We start from the raw sequence: 15,701 nt of genomic DNA, 5'->3' as shown, positions 1-15,701 counted from the left end.
CCTTCAATGCATCATCCACCCCCTCAACCGCCCGACCTGTTCATCCTTCAATGTTCTGCCGGCCCCGACGCGGGCAAAGCCATCGCCCTGACGCCCTATTCGCGGTTGCTGCTGGGCCGTGGAACCCAAAGCGTTCTGCCCCTGATTGACCCTTACGTAGCTGATCAGCACCTGAACCTATTTTTCGATGGCAACCGGCTTCAATTCTACACCATCGACAATCAATACGTCCGGCTTAATGGCGCGCCAGCCATGACGGGCGACATTGGTTTGAACAACGATGTCCTTCAAATCGGAACCTCACTCTGGCATTTGTCCAAAGCCAACCAACCGCCAGCGGCCGACAACCCTTATTCGGATCATTACCAACGGTTTTCCTCTTTTGCCGGTATCGACCAGCTCGATAAAGATTTCAGCCTGAAATCCATTTTCTCCCGGATTGGCGAAAAGCGAACCGACGATGATATCGAAAACGCTTTTACCGTAGGGACCCGCGCTACAACGCCCCCGCTCGAAAGTATTTCGGTCAACTGGCCCCAGCCCTGGTTATTTGGCCGAATAGCCGTTGCTTCACTGCTCGTTTTCTGGGGGCTATACATTGCCGCTGCCCAATTCAGCAACATCATCGTTATTCCCGGCCTGCTCTTCGTCGGCGCGTTTGCGGTTCCTTTTGCGTGTCTGATCTTCTTCTGGGAAATGAATGCCCCCCAGAACGTGTCACTCTACCAAACCGTCAAATTACTGTTTACCGGCGGTATACTTTCCATCCTGATTTCATTGCTATTCTTCAGCAATGTCAGCTTTCTGTCGAGTTGGCTGGGAGCTTCGAGCGCCGGCATTGTGGAAGAATCCGGAAAGCTGCTAACGGTTTTGGCCCTGATGCGAAATAAGCGCAAATATCCCTGGATTCTGAACGGTTTGCTTTTTGGCGCTGCCGTCGGAACGGGCTTTGCCGCGTTCGAGTCTGCCGGGTACGCTTTTGTGGCGCTGCTCGAATACGGTTCCATTGGCAGCGCGCTGGGTAACATTGTAGTTCGGGGCATTATGGCTCCGTTTGCCCACATCGTCTGGACCGCCATCACGGCGGCTGCGGTCTGGCGCCTGAAGGCCTTCGGGCCCTTCCGCTGGGAACTGCTGCAGGAAAGATCCTTTATCCGCCTGTTCGTATTGGTGGTTGTCATGCATATGCTCTGGAACGCGAGCTTCGATCTGCCTTTGTTTCCGTCGCTATTTGGTATTCAGTTCAAGCACATTTTACTCGGCGCATTGGGTTGGTCGATTGTGCTGAGCCTGATTCAGGAGGGCCTAAAACAGATCAAAAAAGCGCAGAAAGAAGAGCTACAAAAAATTCCCAGCGGTTTTTGAAAATTGGCGACCTTTCTTTCAAACTCCGCCCGGAAACCGCCACTGCAAACCAACCTGAAAGCCAATCACAACGGAGCCTGGTACAGTGGTGTCCGTCACCAGGCTACTGCTCTCCCGCCCACCGGGCGAAAGAAGCAGTGACGAGACTCCTTCCAGCCGGACGGCAAAGGAAGGAGTTTTTCGCCATTGGATACCAAATGTTGGAAAACTAGCCAAATAGCTTGGAAAATAAACACGTTCCCGATCGGCCAAACCGGCCAACGAAGGCCTTTCGTTTCGCTGAAAAGTAGCATTGGTAAAGCAAAGACCCGCTTCGAAACCCACAAAAGGCTGCCACCTTGACTTCGTGAAGACGTATTCGCTCGTAAAAGCCACCACCTGTCGATCAATCGTTCCCCGAACCGAACCCGTTTCTGCCGAGAAAGACCGGTAACCCGTTCGCACGGCACCGTACCGCAAACCGTACGAAAAAGACGGAGTGGGATAATACGAAAACGTAAACCCGGCACTACCGATGGGCCGTTCCCGGGCAGAAACGACCCACGGAATTCCCAAGGAAGGCGTGATGGCAATCTGCCCCGTATCGTCCTGCGCGTTGGTCAAGAATGAACTCAGGAGTGTCATACCTACCATCCCGACCCGCATCAATGCTGTTTTCATCATAAGAGGTGCTTACCAAAAGCCGTTAGTTAGGCCGCCGTTAAAGCCATTTCTTTCTTTTTAGCTTTTCGCGACGGTTTATAAGCCCAATAAAACACCTGTGGCAGAACGATCAGCGACAGAATCATACAGACCATCAATCCGCCCACAATCATGATCGCCAACGGTTTCTGAATTTCCGATCCCATGCCCGATGAAAGAGCCGCCGGAAGCAACCCTGCCGAACCCATGACCGCAATCATGAAGACGGGACGAATCCGCGAATACACCCCGTCGGAGATCGCTTTTTTCAACGGCATTCGTCGTCGCAGGTTGTCTTTCATTACCCCGATCAGGATGATGCCGTCGATGGTACCGACCCCAAACAGGATGATAAATCCGATGCCAGCCGATATACCAAAAATGGTGTTGGTTAGCCAGAGCGACAGAAATCCGCCGATAAAGGCAAACGGGATCGTGACCAGCGAAATAAGCGTATCCTTCAGGTTGCCGAAGTTGAAATACAACAGGAAGAAAATCAGCAGCAGCGAAACCGGTACAATGATCGCCAGACGACCAATGGCCCGTTGCTGGCTTTCAAATTCGCCCGCCCAACTCATTTTATACGATTCGGGTAGTTGCACTTTTTCCTTTACTTTTTCCTGCGCTTCGGCAATGGTACCGCCCAGATCCCGGCCCCGAACCGAGAAGCCCACGGCAATGTACCGGCTGCTGCCTTCGCGGTAGATGAAAGCCGGCCCCGTGTGGAAGGAAATATCCGCAATTTCGTAAAGCGGTACTTTCGTGCCGCCATTGCCCGGCACGAGCATGTTGGCAATTTCCTTATCCGACTGCCGGAACTCGGGCGCGTACCGAACCCGAATATCGAAAATCCGCTCGTTCTCGTAAAAATGCGAAGCGGCTTTCCCCCCGATAGCCATCTCCACCACCGACTGTGCATCGGCCATGCTGACGCCGTAGCGGGCCATGCGTCGTTCGTTCATCTTGATCCGGAGCTCGGGCAAACCGATGTTTCGGAACACGTTCAGATCTTCGACGCCCCGCACATCCTTGATGGAATTGGCTACCTGATCGGCAATTTTTTCCAGTTGAAACAGGTCATCGCCAAACACCTTGACCACCAGCGAACTTTTCACCCCGGCCACGTATTCCTCCACGTTGTCCATGATGGGCTGGCTGAAACTGAAAATCGTGCCGGGGTACACCCGCAGCGATTTTTCCATCTCGTCCAGCAGTCTCTCCTTGGATAGCCCGCGCTTCCATTCGTCTTCGGGATGAAGCTGTACGTGGAATTCAATGTTGAAAAAACCGGTGGGGTCCGTCCCGTCGTTGGGGCGCCCCGTCTGCGTCAGCACAAACCGCACCTCCGGAAATTCCCGAAATTTGGCCTTCATTTCTTTGGTCAGCTTCACCGATTCGGCCAGATTAACACTGTTCGGCAGTGTGGCCCGGATGTAGAGCGCTCCCTCGTTGAGTTTGGGAATAAACTCCGAACCCAGCCGGTTGAAACTCAGTACACACAGTAAAAACAGGCCCACGAATGCCGCAATGGTCAGCTTCGGCACACGAAAAGCTCCCTGAAATAGGCGGTAAATACCGTTGCGGAAGAATTCAGTGATCGGGTTATGCCGGTCGATGATGTTCTTGTTGAGCAGCACCTTACACATAGCCGGTACATAGGTCAGGCTCAGAACGGCCGAGCCAATCAGGGCGTAACCCAGCGTAAAGGCCAAGGGCGTAAACATTTTTCCCTCCACTTTCTGGAACGTGAAAATGGGCAACAGGGCCACGATCAGGATGATCTGGGCGAAAAAAATGGATTTGGCCACGGTTCGGGCGCTTTGCTTGATGATGCCCAGCTTAGAGATCTTGTTAAACCGTTCCATCCCCAACTCATGGGCTTTCTTATCCAACCCCACAAAAACCGTCTCCACAATTACCATCGTTCCCTCCAGCAAAAGCCCAAAATCGACCGCGCCAATGGAGATCAGGTTGGCCGGCAGCCCCTGAATGCGCAGCATTGTGATAGCAAACAGGAAGGCCAGCGGAATGACAGAGGCCACAATCAGCGTCGTTCGCCAGTCGAGCAGAAACAAAAAGACAAAAACCGATACCAGCACCACGCCTTCAATCAGGTTGTGGGTTACGGTATTGACTGTGCTGTCGACCAGTTCGGTGCGGTCGTGAAAGGCCTCGAGCTTAACGCCTTTCGGCAAAATCCGGGTATTTAAGTCATGAATTTTATCTTTCAGCCGTTCAATCACCTGGCTGGGGTTTTCGCCCCGGAGCATAATCACCACGCCTTCTACCAGATCGTCTTCATCCTGCAAGCCCACCTGCCCCAGCCGGGGTTTGGCCGTAATGCTCACGGTGGCCACATTGCCTACCGTCACGGGCGTTCCGTTCACATTCTCGATCAGAATATTCTCGATGTCTTCGGTGCTTTCCAGCAAGCCAACACCCCGCACGGCATACGCCTGGTTGCCTTTGGTGATTACATCCCCACCCACGTTGATGTTGCTTTTCGAAACCGCTTCGAATACATCCAGCGACGTCAGGTTGTAGTTGGCCAGCTCGACCGGATTCACCTGAATTTCGTAGCTCTTCTCCTCGCCCCCGAAACTCACCACCTGCGCCACACCCGGCACGGCCACCAGCTCGCGCTCCACCACCCATTCCTGCAAAGCCGACAATTCTCGAATGGGCATTCCGGAGCCCTTTAGAACGTAGCGAAAAATCTCGCCAGTAGCGCCCGCGGGCGGTTCCAGCTCGGCATCCGTACCTTCGGGCAAATCCACGTTTCGCAGCCGACTTCCGGCGTATTGCTGGGCGTAAAAATCCTCAATACCGTCTTCAAACAAAACCGTTACCACCGAAAGGCCGAACAACGAAACCGAGCGAACTTCCGTCTTTTTCGGAATGGTGTTCATCTCGCGCGTCAATGGCAGAGTGACAAACTTTTCAACTTCCTCGGCGCTGCGTCCGGGCCACTGGGTGATGATCCGGGCACGGGTGTTGGTTACATCCGGAAACGCTTCGATGGGTGTTTTCAGGTAGCTTACTACCCCGGCCACCAGCAGCAAAAACGTCAGAAAAAAAACAATCAGGTGGTTCCGTAACGCAAACGAGACAATCTTTTCAACTAATTTTGACATGCTTCTTTCTTAGTTAACCGCCGTAGCTTGCTTTAATTGATTGTATACCAGCAGCGGATTGCTCATCAAAACCCGCTCTCCGGACTCCATTCCGCCCTTGAAAAAAGTGGAATCGTTGGATTGATACAGTGGTTTGAGATTGATCAGCTGGAGATGACACTCGTCCTGATACTTGACCAGAAAATACTGATCGTTGTCGAAAACGACGGCTTTGGTTGGTACCACCAGGGCGGTTTCGGGCCGCTGTTTCCGCGCCAGCACATTGACAAACATCTCCGGTTTGAGCATCAGGCCCGGATTGTCCATGAAAATCTGGGCTTTCATGACCCGCTCATTGGCATCGAACACGTTGGAAAACCGGTTGATTTTTCCGTAGAAGACCCGATCTGGATACGCCGTTGTTTTAATTTCGACCGGCATGCCTTCCTGTACCTCATGGAGGTTACCGGCGTAAACATTAGCCGTAATCCAGACTTGTTTCAGATCGGAAATTGTAAACAGCGGATCGCCCCCGCTCTCAATCTGCTGACCCGCCACAATGGTTTTTTCAACGATGTATCCGTTGGCGGGTGCCCGAATCACCAGAACACCTTTTTCCAGGCTACCGCCGTAGAGTTGCAGGGTTTCCGTTGCTTTCCGAATGGCCTGTTTAGCCATTTCCACCTCGTTTTCGGCCTGAATCAAATCTTTCTCTGACGCCAGCTTGTCTTCATACATGTCGCGCGTCGACGACAGCGACCGCTCGGCCATGCGGAGTTCGGCCTGGGCGGTTTTCAGATCCGTTTGCAAACTGGACAGCTCCGAACTCCGAATTTCCAGCAGAACCTGCCCTTTTTTGACGTAATCGCCCAAACTAAACGTAACCCGATCGACAACGCCAGCCAGCAGTGGCACAAAACGAACCACTTTATCCGGATTGTAATTGACTTTTCCGGTCAATTTGATCACTTCAACGGCCGGAGCGTGTTGCACCACAACCGTTTGTCGGCTGGCGGCCGTTTCTTCCGGCAAGCAATTTTCATTGGTAGGGGCAGCCGTTGTTGATGCCTGCTCCGAAGTTGACTGGCAGCCGCCCAGTAGTCCGAGCAGAAGTAGGGCCGAACCCACGGATTTAGAAATTATTGTCGCATTCATAGTAAGTCGGTGCCGGTTAAATAATTAAGTTCTTCCAGGTTGTTTTGCAGATTTTTTGTCGCTTCCAGCAACGTTTGCTTGTTATCGCGGAAAGCTTCGAAGTAGTTGAGAAACTCCAGCAGACTGAGGTTTTTGCGTTGAAAATTGCGGGTTACACCCTGAATCAATTCGTCCAGGTTGCGGGTATAATCCACATCCAGTCGCTCGTAAAAGTCGGCTGCCGACTGAAAATCGGCGTAGGCCTTGAAGAGCTGATTTTGGAGGTTGTTGGTCGTATGCGTCAGTTGCAGCTGGTTTTTCTCTATTTCGAGCTGGCTAGCCCGGATGTTTCCCTGGTTCCGGTTAAAAAAAGGCAGATCAACCGACACGCCAAAGCCAACAAAATCCAGCATGGTGTTCCCATTGCGATCGTAGGCAACGGAGGCTGTCAGGTCTGGTTTCCGTTGCGCCCGCTCATACTGATGCGTTGCTTTGGCAAAATCGACTTCCGTACGTCCAGCCCGTAGCCTCGGGCTCTGTTCCAGCATTTTTTCAGACAAGGCCGTAAACCCGACGGTTTTTAAGGCCGTATAATCGGGAATTACGCCCGGATCAGTCAGGCGCAGGTAACTGGTTGCGGGCAATGCCAGCAACGTTTTGAGCTCCTGCTGCACCTGATTAATGGTGGTAGAGCGCTCCCGCAAATCCGACAGTAGTTCCAGTTCGAGGGCTTTCAGCCGGAAAAGTTCGGCCTGGGAAATATTGCCGCTCTGCACCTGACGCTGCTGCCCCCGGATCAGATCCGCCAGGAGTGGTAGCTGCTGACGAAGTAAATCGGCGTACTGCTGATGAAAGCTCAAATCCGTCAGCGAATTCCGAAATTCTGCTTTTAGCGAGAGCAGCAAGTCCATAAAATACTGCTCCGCCCGCTCGCGCCCCACAGCTTCAATCGCTACCAGCTTCTTCCGCTTTCCGGCGGTCTGAATGAGCTGATCGATCTGAAAAGCAAACTGCTGATTGCGGCCAAAACGTCGGCCAATCAACGGGGGCGAAACGGTTTCGCCCCCGGTTTGGTACGGAAACGCCCAAAAGTTGACCTGATCCACCGTCAACGACGGATTCGGCCAGACCTTCGCCTGAAGAATGCGCGCGTCAGCCTGGCTGATGTTGAGCTTTTCGGCCAGTAGTTGCAGGTTTTGCGTCAAAAAAAGCTGCTCGGCCTGTTGGCGGCTTACCGCAATGGTATCGGCGGGTAGCACTTGCGCCCGGAGCGAACCGGTAGCAAGAAGGCTAACGACAAGGACAAGTAAATAAAAAAATCTATATCTCTTCATGCTGATATACAATACATTGCAAAAGTATCAGCACTACATTAGACCCAATTAAGCCCTGGATTAGAAGTAGGTTAGAGTGGCGTTAAAGTCTGCTTAGAGTGGTCCTTAATCCCGTTGAAAGGCAATCTATCCTTCGGCTACAGCAGGATTTGGAACACCGACCCCTGCCCCAACACGGAATCGAACCGAAACCGAAAACCGTGCAACTCCAGAATCCGCTGGGTCAGGTGCAGACCAAGACCGTGCCCGGCGACACGGCGAACGTTGCTGGCGCGGTAAAACATGTCGAAAATTCGGTTTGTTTCCGCTGGGGGAATACCCACTCCACGGTCGATTACCTCAATGATGAGCTCCTCTTCAGTTCGAAAGACAATCTGAACGGGTTGGGAATTGGAAAATTTGATGGCATTCTCGATGATATTTGTCAGGGCGACAAACAGCAGGGGCTCGTTCCCGCTGATCTGCAAGGTATCCGGATCGACTCGTTCCAGATCGACCTGCACTTCGGCGGTTGGATACTTCACCCGCAACTTTTCCAGCACTTCCCACAGCACTTCGTCGACCCGAAGCGGAGTTCGCTGAATAAACTGATCGGCCTGCATCCGGGAGATCAGCAGCAGACTTTCCATAATGGCCTGCAAGTGGTAAGCATCACTCAGCGCATTTCGGATCACCTGAGCGTACGTGGCCGCCGAGCGATCCGTCTGGAGAGCCACCTCCAGTTCACCAATCAAAGCCGCCAGTGGCGTTTTGAGTTCGTGGGAAGCCTGCCGCAGGAAATGCTGCTGGTTTTTTACACCCACTTCAATCCGGTCAAGGAAGTAGTTAAACGTGGCAATCAGCGTCTGTACTTCATCTTTTTTACCTTCCAGCACCGGCAAGCGCTGGTCGAGGCTTTCCGCCGAAATTTGATTTACCTGCTCAATGGCTTCCGAGAAGGGCCGAAACGTTCGTTTGGCCAGCAACGTATTCAGGAGCAGATTCAGCCCGATTCCTCCGGTAAAGAACATCAGCATGGTAAGCCCCAATTGGTGAATCTTGGCCGTTCCGGACAGATCATTGCCGTAAGCCACGATCACAAAATCGCCCTGATTATCGCGGTAATAAATACCCACGCACTGCCGGTCTCCCCGGTCAAAAGACACCTCTCTTTGCCGCACGATGCGGTCAATCTGCGATTTACTGATCGGTTTTTCCGGGCCCCGGTCTTCAAAAAGAAGCGCTCCCTGCTGGCTGTAGACCTGAATTGTTTCGTGACTGAGCCGGGCCTGATAGGCTTCCGCTTGCCGTCGGTAGTTCTGCCGGCTCACCTCGTCTTTTTCAAAGTAAACAAAAGCCGCAATCAACGCCCGATCGCTGAGTTTATGAAAAAAAAGGGTGCGCGTATGCCGCTGAAAAATCAGGTATGTTCCCGTAAAGACAACAGCCAGTGTCAGGGCAAAAATGCCCGTTGATTGCAGCGTTAATTTCCGTCTAAGATTCATGCCGTGCTTCCAGCAGGTAGCCACGCCCCTTGATGGTTTGAATCAGCGTGGGCGAAAAACCCTTGTCTATTTTATTCCGCAGATAATTGATGTACACATCAACGATATTGGTATTGGTATCAAATTGAATATCCCAGACCGCATCGGCAATTTCGGCCCGGCTGACGACTTTGCCCCGGTTTTTCAGCAGATACAACAACAGCTTGAACTCCCGGGGCGACAGCGTGATTTCCGTGGCTCCGCGGTGTACCTGATGCCGATCAACATCGACTTTCAGGTCGTGAAAGCTGTAATCCTCAAAATTGCCTTTTTCAAACGCCTTGCGTCGCAACTGCGCATTGATGCGGGCCAGTAGTTCCGGAAAGTGAAACGGTTTTCCCAAGTAATCGTCAGCACCACAATCCAGGCCGTGCGTTTTTTCCTCCGGCGAATTCAAGGCACTCAGCATCAGCACCGGCACACTGATATGGCGCTTGCGAATGGCTTTGCAAACCTCAAACCCGTCCGTATCCGGGAGCATCACATCCAGAATGATCACGTCAAAATCGCTTTGATTGGCCAGTTGGATAGCCTCATACCCCCGATCCACGCTGACCACCGAAAACAGCTTTTCGGTCAGTCCGTTTTTCAGGAACGAAGCAACCCGCTGATCATCTTCCACTAGTAATACCTTGTGCATAATTCGAAAAACAGTCTGTTTATCAAAGCTTTTTTAGTCAAGATGGGTTCCCAAAGCGCCTGAACCGCCCTGCCGATGTGTTGGCAACTACAAGCTGTTAAAAATCCAACGTTGTTCTATTTATTGATTTTTTAACACTTTCCCAACAAACTTTCACTGAACTAGGTAGCCGGCTTTTCATGCCGTATTTTAGAGTTAACTATTTAACCGACACTTCATGAAAACCCGACTTTTAATCGCCGGTCTGTCGCTCGGCACTGCTCTACTCACTTTCGGCCAATCGGACAAACCGGATCCGGCCGTTGTTAAAAAGATTCGTGAAGAAGGGCTGAACCGTTCCAAGGTAATGGAAACGGCTTTCTACCTGACCGACGTCAACGGACCGCGTTTGCAGGGACCGGGTTTTATGAAAGCCGCCAACTGGACGAAAAACCAACTGACCGCATGGGGGCTGCAAAATGCCCGGCTCGAACCCTGGGGTGAATGGGGCAAAGGCTGGGAAATGGAGCGGAGTTACATCGCCATGACGGCCCCCTACTACAAAACCATCATTGCCATACCCAGAGCCTGGAGTGGGGGCACGAAAGGAATGCAGCAGGCCGACGTTTTGTATATCGACGAATCCGATACAACCGCTCTGGAAGGCTACCGCGACAAACTGAAAAACAAGGTTATTTTACTTCATCAGCCCTTTGCCATCCGTCCTTCGTTCAACCCCGATGCCAAACGGTTTACGGACGCGGATCTCGAAAAAATGACCAAAGAGGAGGCTGCTCCCCGCGACTCCTCCTACCGCAACATGATTCTGGCGATGCGTACCCGCAATGCCTTCAACCAGAAGATGCGTAAACTCGCCAAACAGGGCGGGGCATTAGCCATTCTAAACTCCACTCAGCTCAGTAAAGACGGCACGCTGTTCGTCAGCGGTGACTTTGCCAATGCCGACAAAGGCGTGGCCCACGACGATCTGGCCGATCTGACGGTTTCGGTGGAAGATTACCTGTCGTTGAGCCGGATGGCCAAAGCTGGCATTCCGATTAAACTAGAACTGGACGTTAAAACTAAGTTTTACACGAATGACACGAAGGGCTACAACGTGCTGGCGGAAATTCCGGGTTCGGACCCCAAACTAAAGGATGAAGTGGTTATGCTGGGCGCTCACCTCGATTCCTGGCATGCGGCAACGGGTGCAACGGACAACGCGGCTGGCTGCTCGGTGATGATGGAAGCCGTCCGGATTCTGAAAACACTTGGTCTGAAACCGCGTCGAACAATTCGGATAGCGCTCTGGAGTGGAGAAGAACAAGGCTTACACGGTTCCAAAAATTACGTTACGAAGCATTTCATCGATCCGGCTACCAACAAATTCACGAAAGAAGGAGAACGACTGGCAGCTTATTTCAACGTTGATAACGGAACGGGCAAGATTCGGGGCATTTACCTGCAAAACAACACGGCCGCCGGTCCTATCTTCGCGAAATGGCTGGAACCGTTCCACGATTTGGGCGCCACAACGGTTGCCCCCAAAAGCAGCGGAGGCACGGATCATGTGTCGTTCGACCGCGTGGGGCTGGCCGGTTTTGGTTTTATTCAGGACGGTATTGAGTACAGCACCCGGACGCATCATACCAACATGGACACCTACGATCACCTGGTTGCCGACGACCTGAAACAGGCGTCAACCATCGTTGCTTCGTTTGTGTACAATGCGGCCATGCGCGACCAGAAAATACCACTGAAACCGATTACGGCTGAGTCAGGACGGTAAGGATTTTCAGTCGGTAATCGGGTTGGAACAGGGTTTACAACCCGATTACCAAACTTTCTACGAACAAGATCAGGAAGGCTACGGCCGAGATGATCAGGCCCCATTCTTTGATGCGCGTCAATAACTGCCGACGTTCCACCTGGCCTTGAAACAAACCAACGATGTGCTCAGCAATATCAGCCGTGGCAAACAAACTGGCAATTTGCAGCAAATGCCAGGCATACTCAAAACCGTCAACGCACCGTTGCCAAACGAGGGGCTGAACGAAGAAATAGAACAGCAAAAGCCATTCTTTTATTCCAAAGCGGGTGATACGAAGCTGAACGCGGCCAGCGAAATCGATAAACAACTGTCTGAACATAGCTAAGCAGTTACGATAGGCTATTCAAAATTAACAAACATTCCGCTAACTTTCCCCATCTTATCACAAAAAAGTCCAACTAGAAAACTTTTTTTCTGCAAAGCTGTTAGCGCCCAAAACCGTTGGTTCGCACTCTATTTTCCGGGCTGGTGCATCATCAGGTTTTCAATTTCTTCGGTTACCTGCGCTGCCGGCATTTTGCTGGTCAGGTAATAATGATTTCCCTTCGGATCGTCCTGCCAGCCGTTGTTACCGCCCTTGGCCACATAGCGTCCCCGCTTCAGGCCATAATACGGTTCGGCACCCCGGATCGCCACCAAAACCGCCGTCTGATCCCAGCTCATCCGCCCGTCTTTATCTTCTTTTGCCATCGGCATACAGCGAACAAATACGTCTTTGACGGGGCTGGTCAGAGCTGAATTAGCCGCCAGACGAAGGCCCGTTTTAATTTGCTTGCCAATCTCAAAACCACTGAAAATAATTGGAGTGGGCCAGCCCGCAAACGCCCTCTCCGCAGCAACGGAGTCTCTATGCACGTTGAACTCCCGGCCAGCCGGAAAAATCCCCGCCATCGACACCAGTTCTTTTACTTTTTGCCGGACCAACTCTTTGCCGTTCAGCCGCGAATACTGATCCGGTTTCGACGCCAGCAAATTGGCCATATTGGTTAAAAAACCGACGGTTACGATGGTTACACTGCCATTGGGTTGGTTGGCCAGAATCTGCCGGTACGTCGTTACAGCATCCGGCGCATCGGCGCTTGACCGGATGGTATGCGGGTAGTTGGCGACGAGCATTTCGGGCCACTTTTGAAAGGCACCTTCATTAACACCGGGGCCTTTTGTTACGGCGACCGGTAAGTTGGGACGTCCAAAATAGGTATTCAGTAGATCAATGGTTGGCACCACAAGTTCGTGCTTATTGGAAGCAATAACCGCCAATGGACGGGCTTCTCCCCGGTCGGCCAGTGCGTGCAAAACCGCCATAGCACCCACGTCATCGTAATCAGGGCCAATATCGGTATCTAAAATAATGGAAACGGGCGGCTTCGAACGGGTTTGCGCAAACGTTAAGACGGAACACGCCAACAGGCAACAGGTCAGAAAGGATTTCGTCGGAATAGGAAATGTGCCGGCCAATTTCCGAAATTAGACCCACAACCCCTCTCCTTTCGCAAAATTTCTGCGCATTGACTCAATCACGTCCAACGACATTTTGACAACGCCCGCGTGCTGAAGTTGCCGGAGTTGCTCGCGTTCCGGTGACGATAAATGACCGTCGATGAGGATGCTGAAAACGAAAAGCCGTTCCAGGCCCTGTTGAACCGCAGCGGGAGCATTTCTCAATTGTTCGGAAACGGCGTCGGGAACGACAACGTTCATTTGATCGGGGGAGATCGCAAACCGGTACGTAACGGCTTCCAGCAGCAGCAAATGGGCGTAATTTTTCTGTTTCCCCCAAATTCCGGCCCGTTTCATGATAACAGGCAACAGGTTTCGGAAAATCGGTTCCCGCCCAAACTCTTCGGCTAATTCATTGGTAAACTGCCTGATTGTCAACGGAGCCATTACCCGCATTTGGGCCTGCTGAAGAATACGGTACGAAGCCCATCCATTACCAATGCCCACCACCAGCGTACTGCTCAGAACTGTAAAAACCGCCGAAACAGGCTGCGGACTCATCAATCGGAGAATGACCTGAAAAAAACCGTCGACCAGAAAAGCCAGCAATAAAACGGTGAGCAGGTACCCCGATAGCGTCCAGGGCAACAGCGGGCGCGGACTCAGTCGAAGCCGGAACGAACTCCGCTGCGTGCTGTTTTCGGCCAGCTGATTCATGTGACGGCTGTAGGAGGCATCATGAAAACGCGGAAACTGGCACGTTATTTCCAGCAATCGGATGGCGCCATTGTGCACAAAAATCAGGGCATAAACGAGCAGGTAAAGAATCAGAGCTCCAAAAACAACACTAATAAGGGGCCAATCGCCCAGTGCGGTATGGGTTTCGACAAACCAGTTCGTCCACAACACGTGAGGGAGGTAAAACACCCAGATACACAACACACCCAACGCCGACGATACCAGCATTGTAGCGCCCTTGATCCGGTTGATGGCCAGACGCTCAACGGAATTGAGCACAAAGGGCTCATCGGACGGATGGTCGGTATGCATGGCACGAGCCAGATAACGCAATGTAGTCCGGCCCTTGGTGGCCTGGTCAAAATCGCCAGAAGAATCGGTGGAATCGGACATGTACAAAAACAGCTTGCTCCTGCTATAACTGTACAGAAGGGCAAGCTGTTTGCAGATATTCCGTGATTCGGCCTTTCCGGGCCAAATAAGATGATCCGTACGTTATACCGGATATTTCCATTCGCCCCGGTACTGGCGGCTCAATAGTTTATTGGCTTCGGCGTCGTTTTTAATCACTTCCTTCTCCCCGTCCCACTCAATGCTGCGACCCAGTTTGTAAGATAGCATTCCCAACAGCGCCATGTTGGTCGAACGGTGTCCGATTTCGATATCACTGGTTGGTAAGCTTTTGGATTTAATGGCTTTCAGGAAGTCTTCCCAAAGCTGGGCAATATTCTGATCATCAGGCTTGTTTAGCTGAGCATCCTGATGAATAACGGGTTTCTTGGAATCCGTTGGATAAAAAGTCCAGCCGTCGAGCCAGCCCATGTGGAAGGTGCCTTCGGTGCCGTAAAAATACACGCCAACCGCCTGTTGCGGGTGGGTTTTTTCGGCGTTATTCCCCGCAAAAGTGCGGTGTTCCCAGACAGCCGTAAAATCCTCGAACTCAAACGTGGCCACCTGGTGGTCGGGGGCATCGGTGCTGTCTTTTTTGATGGCTCTTCCGCCGGTGCTAAAAACTTTTTTCGGGAACTTCTCTTCGGTCCACCACAGAATCTGGTCCATCCAGTGAATACCCCAGTCACCCAATGTGCCGTTGGCATAATCCAAATACTGCCGAAACCCGCGGGGGTGCATGGTCCGGTTGTAGGCCCGCAACGGCGCCGGACCGCACCACATATTCCAGTCCATTTCTTTCGGCGCTTCTTCGTCGGCCACCATTTGCCCGGCTCCGCCACCGTAGTGAACAAACGCCCGGGCCATTCCAATTTTGCCGGCTTTCCCCGACTTCAGAAACTCCATACCGGATACGTTGTGTGGAGACACGCGCCGGTGCGTCCCTACCTGGCACACCTTACCGGTTTGCCGGGCAGCTCTCACCATGGCCTTGCCCTCGTTGATCGTGTGGCCGATCGGTTTTTCCACATAAACGTGGGCGCCCTGTTTCATGGCTTCAATGGCAATGAGCGGATGCCAGTGATCAGGCGTAGCCACGATAACGATCTCGGGTTTCTCGCGGGAAAGCAACTCGCGAAAATCACGGTACAGCTTCGGTTTGTCGCTGGTGAGTTTGGCGAATTCTTCGGCGGTTTTGGTTAGTTGCCGCTGATCGACGTCGCACAGGGCCACCAGCTTCGACTGCCCCGACTGCATGGCGCATCGTAGAATGTTGTTGCCCCACCAACCGGTCCCAATCAGGGCCGTCCGGTAAGTAGATTGCTGAGCGAGCGTAATCAGGGGGCGGCTCATCACGGCGGCACCGGCCAGCGCCGATGTTTTCAGAAAATCGGAACGATTCATACGGTATACAGGCAAGAAATAGGGTCCGAAAACTACGGAATCCGACAGGGATTCACAAACTTTCTCACCCAAGGCCCGGTTTTTGAATGTACCTTTGCGAAATAAAAAGAGATGAATGGATAGTCAATA

At 52.3% G+C, this 15,701-nt stretch carries 12 protein-coding genes; 2 read left to right on the top strand and 10 right to left on the bottom strand.

The features are described from left to right. Positions 1 to 6 precede the first annotated feature (6 nt). Positions 7 to 1,365 (top strand): PrsW family glutamic-type intramembrane protease, encoded by a 1,359-nt coding sequence (locus ACYVH9_RS04050; protein ID WP_460635011.1) that lies wholly within the window; start codon positions 7 to 9, stop codon positions 1,363 to 1,365. 18 nt (positions 1,366 to 1,383) lie between these two features. On the opposite strand, the gene ACYVH9_RS04045 is transcribed toward ACYVH9_RS04050, so the two are convergent. From ACYVH9_RS04045 to ACYVH9_RS04020, 6 genes are all read right to left on the bottom strand, one after another. Further along, on the bottom strand, positions 1,384 to 2,025 hold the full coding sequence (locus ACYVH9_RS04045; RefSeq protein WP_460635010.1) for a hypothetical protein: 642 nt from the start codon (positions 2,023 to 2,025) through the stop codon (positions 1,384 to 1,386). 29 nt (positions 2,026 to 2,054) lie between these two features. Next, positions 2,055 to 5,180 carry an efflux RND transporter permease subunit gene (locus ACYVH9_RS04040; RefSeq protein ID WP_460635009.1) on the bottom strand — a complete coding sequence of 1,042 codons (3,126 nt, stop codon included), beginning with the start codon at positions 5,178 to 5,180 and terminating at the stop codon, positions 2,055 to 2,057. A 9-nt stretch (positions 5,181 to 5,189) separates the two neighbouring features. Then, positions 5,190 to 6,314: an efflux RND transporter periplasmic adaptor subunit gene (locus ACYVH9_RS04035; protein WP_460635008.1), complete on the bottom strand. Its 1,125-nt coding sequence runs from the start codon at positions 6,312 to 6,314 to the stop codon at positions 5,190 to 5,192. Beyond that, on the bottom strand, positions 6,311 to 7,627 hold the full coding sequence (locus ACYVH9_RS04030; protein ID WP_460635007.1) for a TolC family protein: 1,317 nt from the start codon (positions 7,625 to 7,627) through the stop codon (positions 6,311 to 6,313). Before ACYVH9_RS04030 ends, ACYVH9_RS04035 begins: the two co-directional genes overlap by 4 nt. Positions 7,628 to 7,764: 137 nt before the next feature. Continuing rightward, positions 7,765 to 9,111: a sensor histidine kinase gene (locus ACYVH9_RS04025; protein WP_460635006.1), complete on the bottom strand. Its 1,347-nt coding sequence runs from the start codon at positions 9,109 to 9,111 to the stop codon at positions 7,765 to 7,767. After that, positions 9,101 to 9,790, bottom strand: coding sequence for a response regulator transcription factor (locus ACYVH9_RS04020; RefSeq protein ID WP_460635005.1), 690 nt, complete (start codon positions 9,788 to 9,790; stop codon positions 9,101 to 9,103). The genes ACYVH9_RS04025 and ACYVH9_RS04020 overlap by 11 nt, the downstream gene beginning before the upstream one ends. A gap of 217 nt (positions 9,791 to 10,007) precedes the next feature. On the opposite strand from ACYVH9_RS04020, the gene ACYVH9_RS04015 reads away from it, so the two are divergent. Beyond that, positions 10,008 to 11,558 (top strand): M28 family metallopeptidase, encoded by a 1,551-nt coding sequence (locus ACYVH9_RS04015; RefSeq protein ID WP_460635004.1) that lies wholly within the window; start codon positions 10,008 to 10,010, stop codon positions 11,556 to 11,558. 34 nt (positions 11,559 to 11,592) lie between these two features. On the opposite strand, the gene ACYVH9_RS04010 is transcribed toward ACYVH9_RS04015, so the two are convergent. From ACYVH9_RS04010 to ACYVH9_RS03995, 4 genes are all read right to left on the bottom strand, one after another. After that, on the bottom strand, positions 11,593 to 11,919 hold the full coding sequence (locus ACYVH9_RS04010; RefSeq protein ID WP_460635003.1) for a hypothetical protein: 327 nt from the start codon (positions 11,917 to 11,919) through the stop codon (positions 11,593 to 11,595). A gap of 134 nt (positions 11,920 to 12,053) precedes the next feature. Then, positions 12,054 to 13,007 carry a nucleoside hydrolase gene (locus tag ACYVH9_RS04005; protein WP_460635002.1) on the bottom strand — a complete coding sequence of 318 codons (954 nt, stop codon included), beginning with the start codon at positions 13,005 to 13,007 and terminating at the stop codon, positions 12,054 to 12,056. 60 nt (positions 13,008 to 13,067) lie between these two features. Next, positions 13,068 to 14,171 carry an LBF_2804 family protein gene (locus tag ACYVH9_RS04000; protein ID WP_460635001.1) on the bottom strand — a complete coding sequence of 368 codons (1,104 nt, stop codon included), beginning with the start codon at positions 14,169 to 14,171 and terminating at the stop codon, positions 13,068 to 13,070. A gap of 102 nt (positions 14,172 to 14,273) precedes the next feature. Continuing rightward, positions 14,274 to 15,572 carry a Gfo/Idh/MocA family protein gene (locus ACYVH9_RS03995; protein ID WP_460635000.1) on the bottom strand — a complete coding sequence of 433 codons (1,299 nt, stop codon included), beginning with the start codon at positions 15,570 to 15,572 and terminating at the stop codon, positions 14,274 to 14,276. Positions 15,573 to 15,701: the final 129 nt, after the last annotated feature.

Source organism: Larkinella harenae (genome assembly GCF_054780515.1).
The sequence above is the reverse complement of the archived record's forward strand: the minus strand, read 5'-3'. Positions and strand labels throughout refer to the sequence as shown.

Excerpts from the sequence above, each read along its gene's own strand:
- ACYVH9_RS04030 (WP_460635007.1), bottom strand. The coding sequence starts at position 7,627 with ATGAAGAGATATAGATTTTTTTATTTACTTGTCCTTGTCGTTAGCCTT.
- ACYVH9_RS04025 (WP_460635006.1), bottom strand. The coding sequence starts at position 9,111 with ATGAATCTTAGACGGAAATTAACGCTGCAATCAACGGGCATTTTTGCC.
- ACYVH9_RS04010 (WP_460635003.1), bottom strand. The coding sequence starts at position 11,919 with ATGTTCAGACAGTTGTTTATCGATTTCGCTGGCCGCGTTCAGCTTCGT.
- ACYVH9_RS04015 (WP_460635004.1), top strand. The coding sequence starts at position 10,008 with ATGAAAACCCGACTTTTAATCGCCGGTCTGTCGCTCGGCACTGCTCTA.
- ACYVH9_RS03995 (WP_460635000.1), bottom strand. The coding sequence starts at position 15,572 with ATGAATCGTTCCGATTTTCTGAAAACATCGGCGCTGGCCGGTGCCGCC.
- ACYVH9_RS04035 (WP_460635008.1), bottom strand. The coding sequence starts at position 6,314 with ATGAATGCGACAATAATTTCTAAATCCGTGGGTTCGGCCCTACTTCTG.
- ACYVH9_RS04000 (WP_460635001.1), bottom strand. The coding sequence starts at position 14,171 with ATGTCCGATTCCACCGATTCTTCTGGCGATTTTGACCAGGCCACCAAG.
- ACYVH9_RS04040 (WP_460635009.1), bottom strand. The coding sequence starts at position 5,180 with ATGTCAAAATTAGTTGAAAAGATTGTCTCGTTTGCGTTACGGAACCAC.
- ACYVH9_RS04020 (WP_460635005.1), bottom strand. The coding sequence starts at position 9,790 with ATGCACAAGGTATTACTAGTGGAAGATGATCAGCGGGTTGCTTCGTTC.
- ACYVH9_RS04045 (WP_460635010.1), bottom strand. The coding sequence starts at position 2,025 with ATGAAAACAGCATTGATGCGGGTCGGGATGGTAGGTATGACACTCCTG.
- ACYVH9_RS04050 (WP_460635011.1), top strand. The coding sequence starts at position 7 with ATGCATCATCCACCCCCTCAACCGCCCGACCTGTTCATCCTTCAATGT.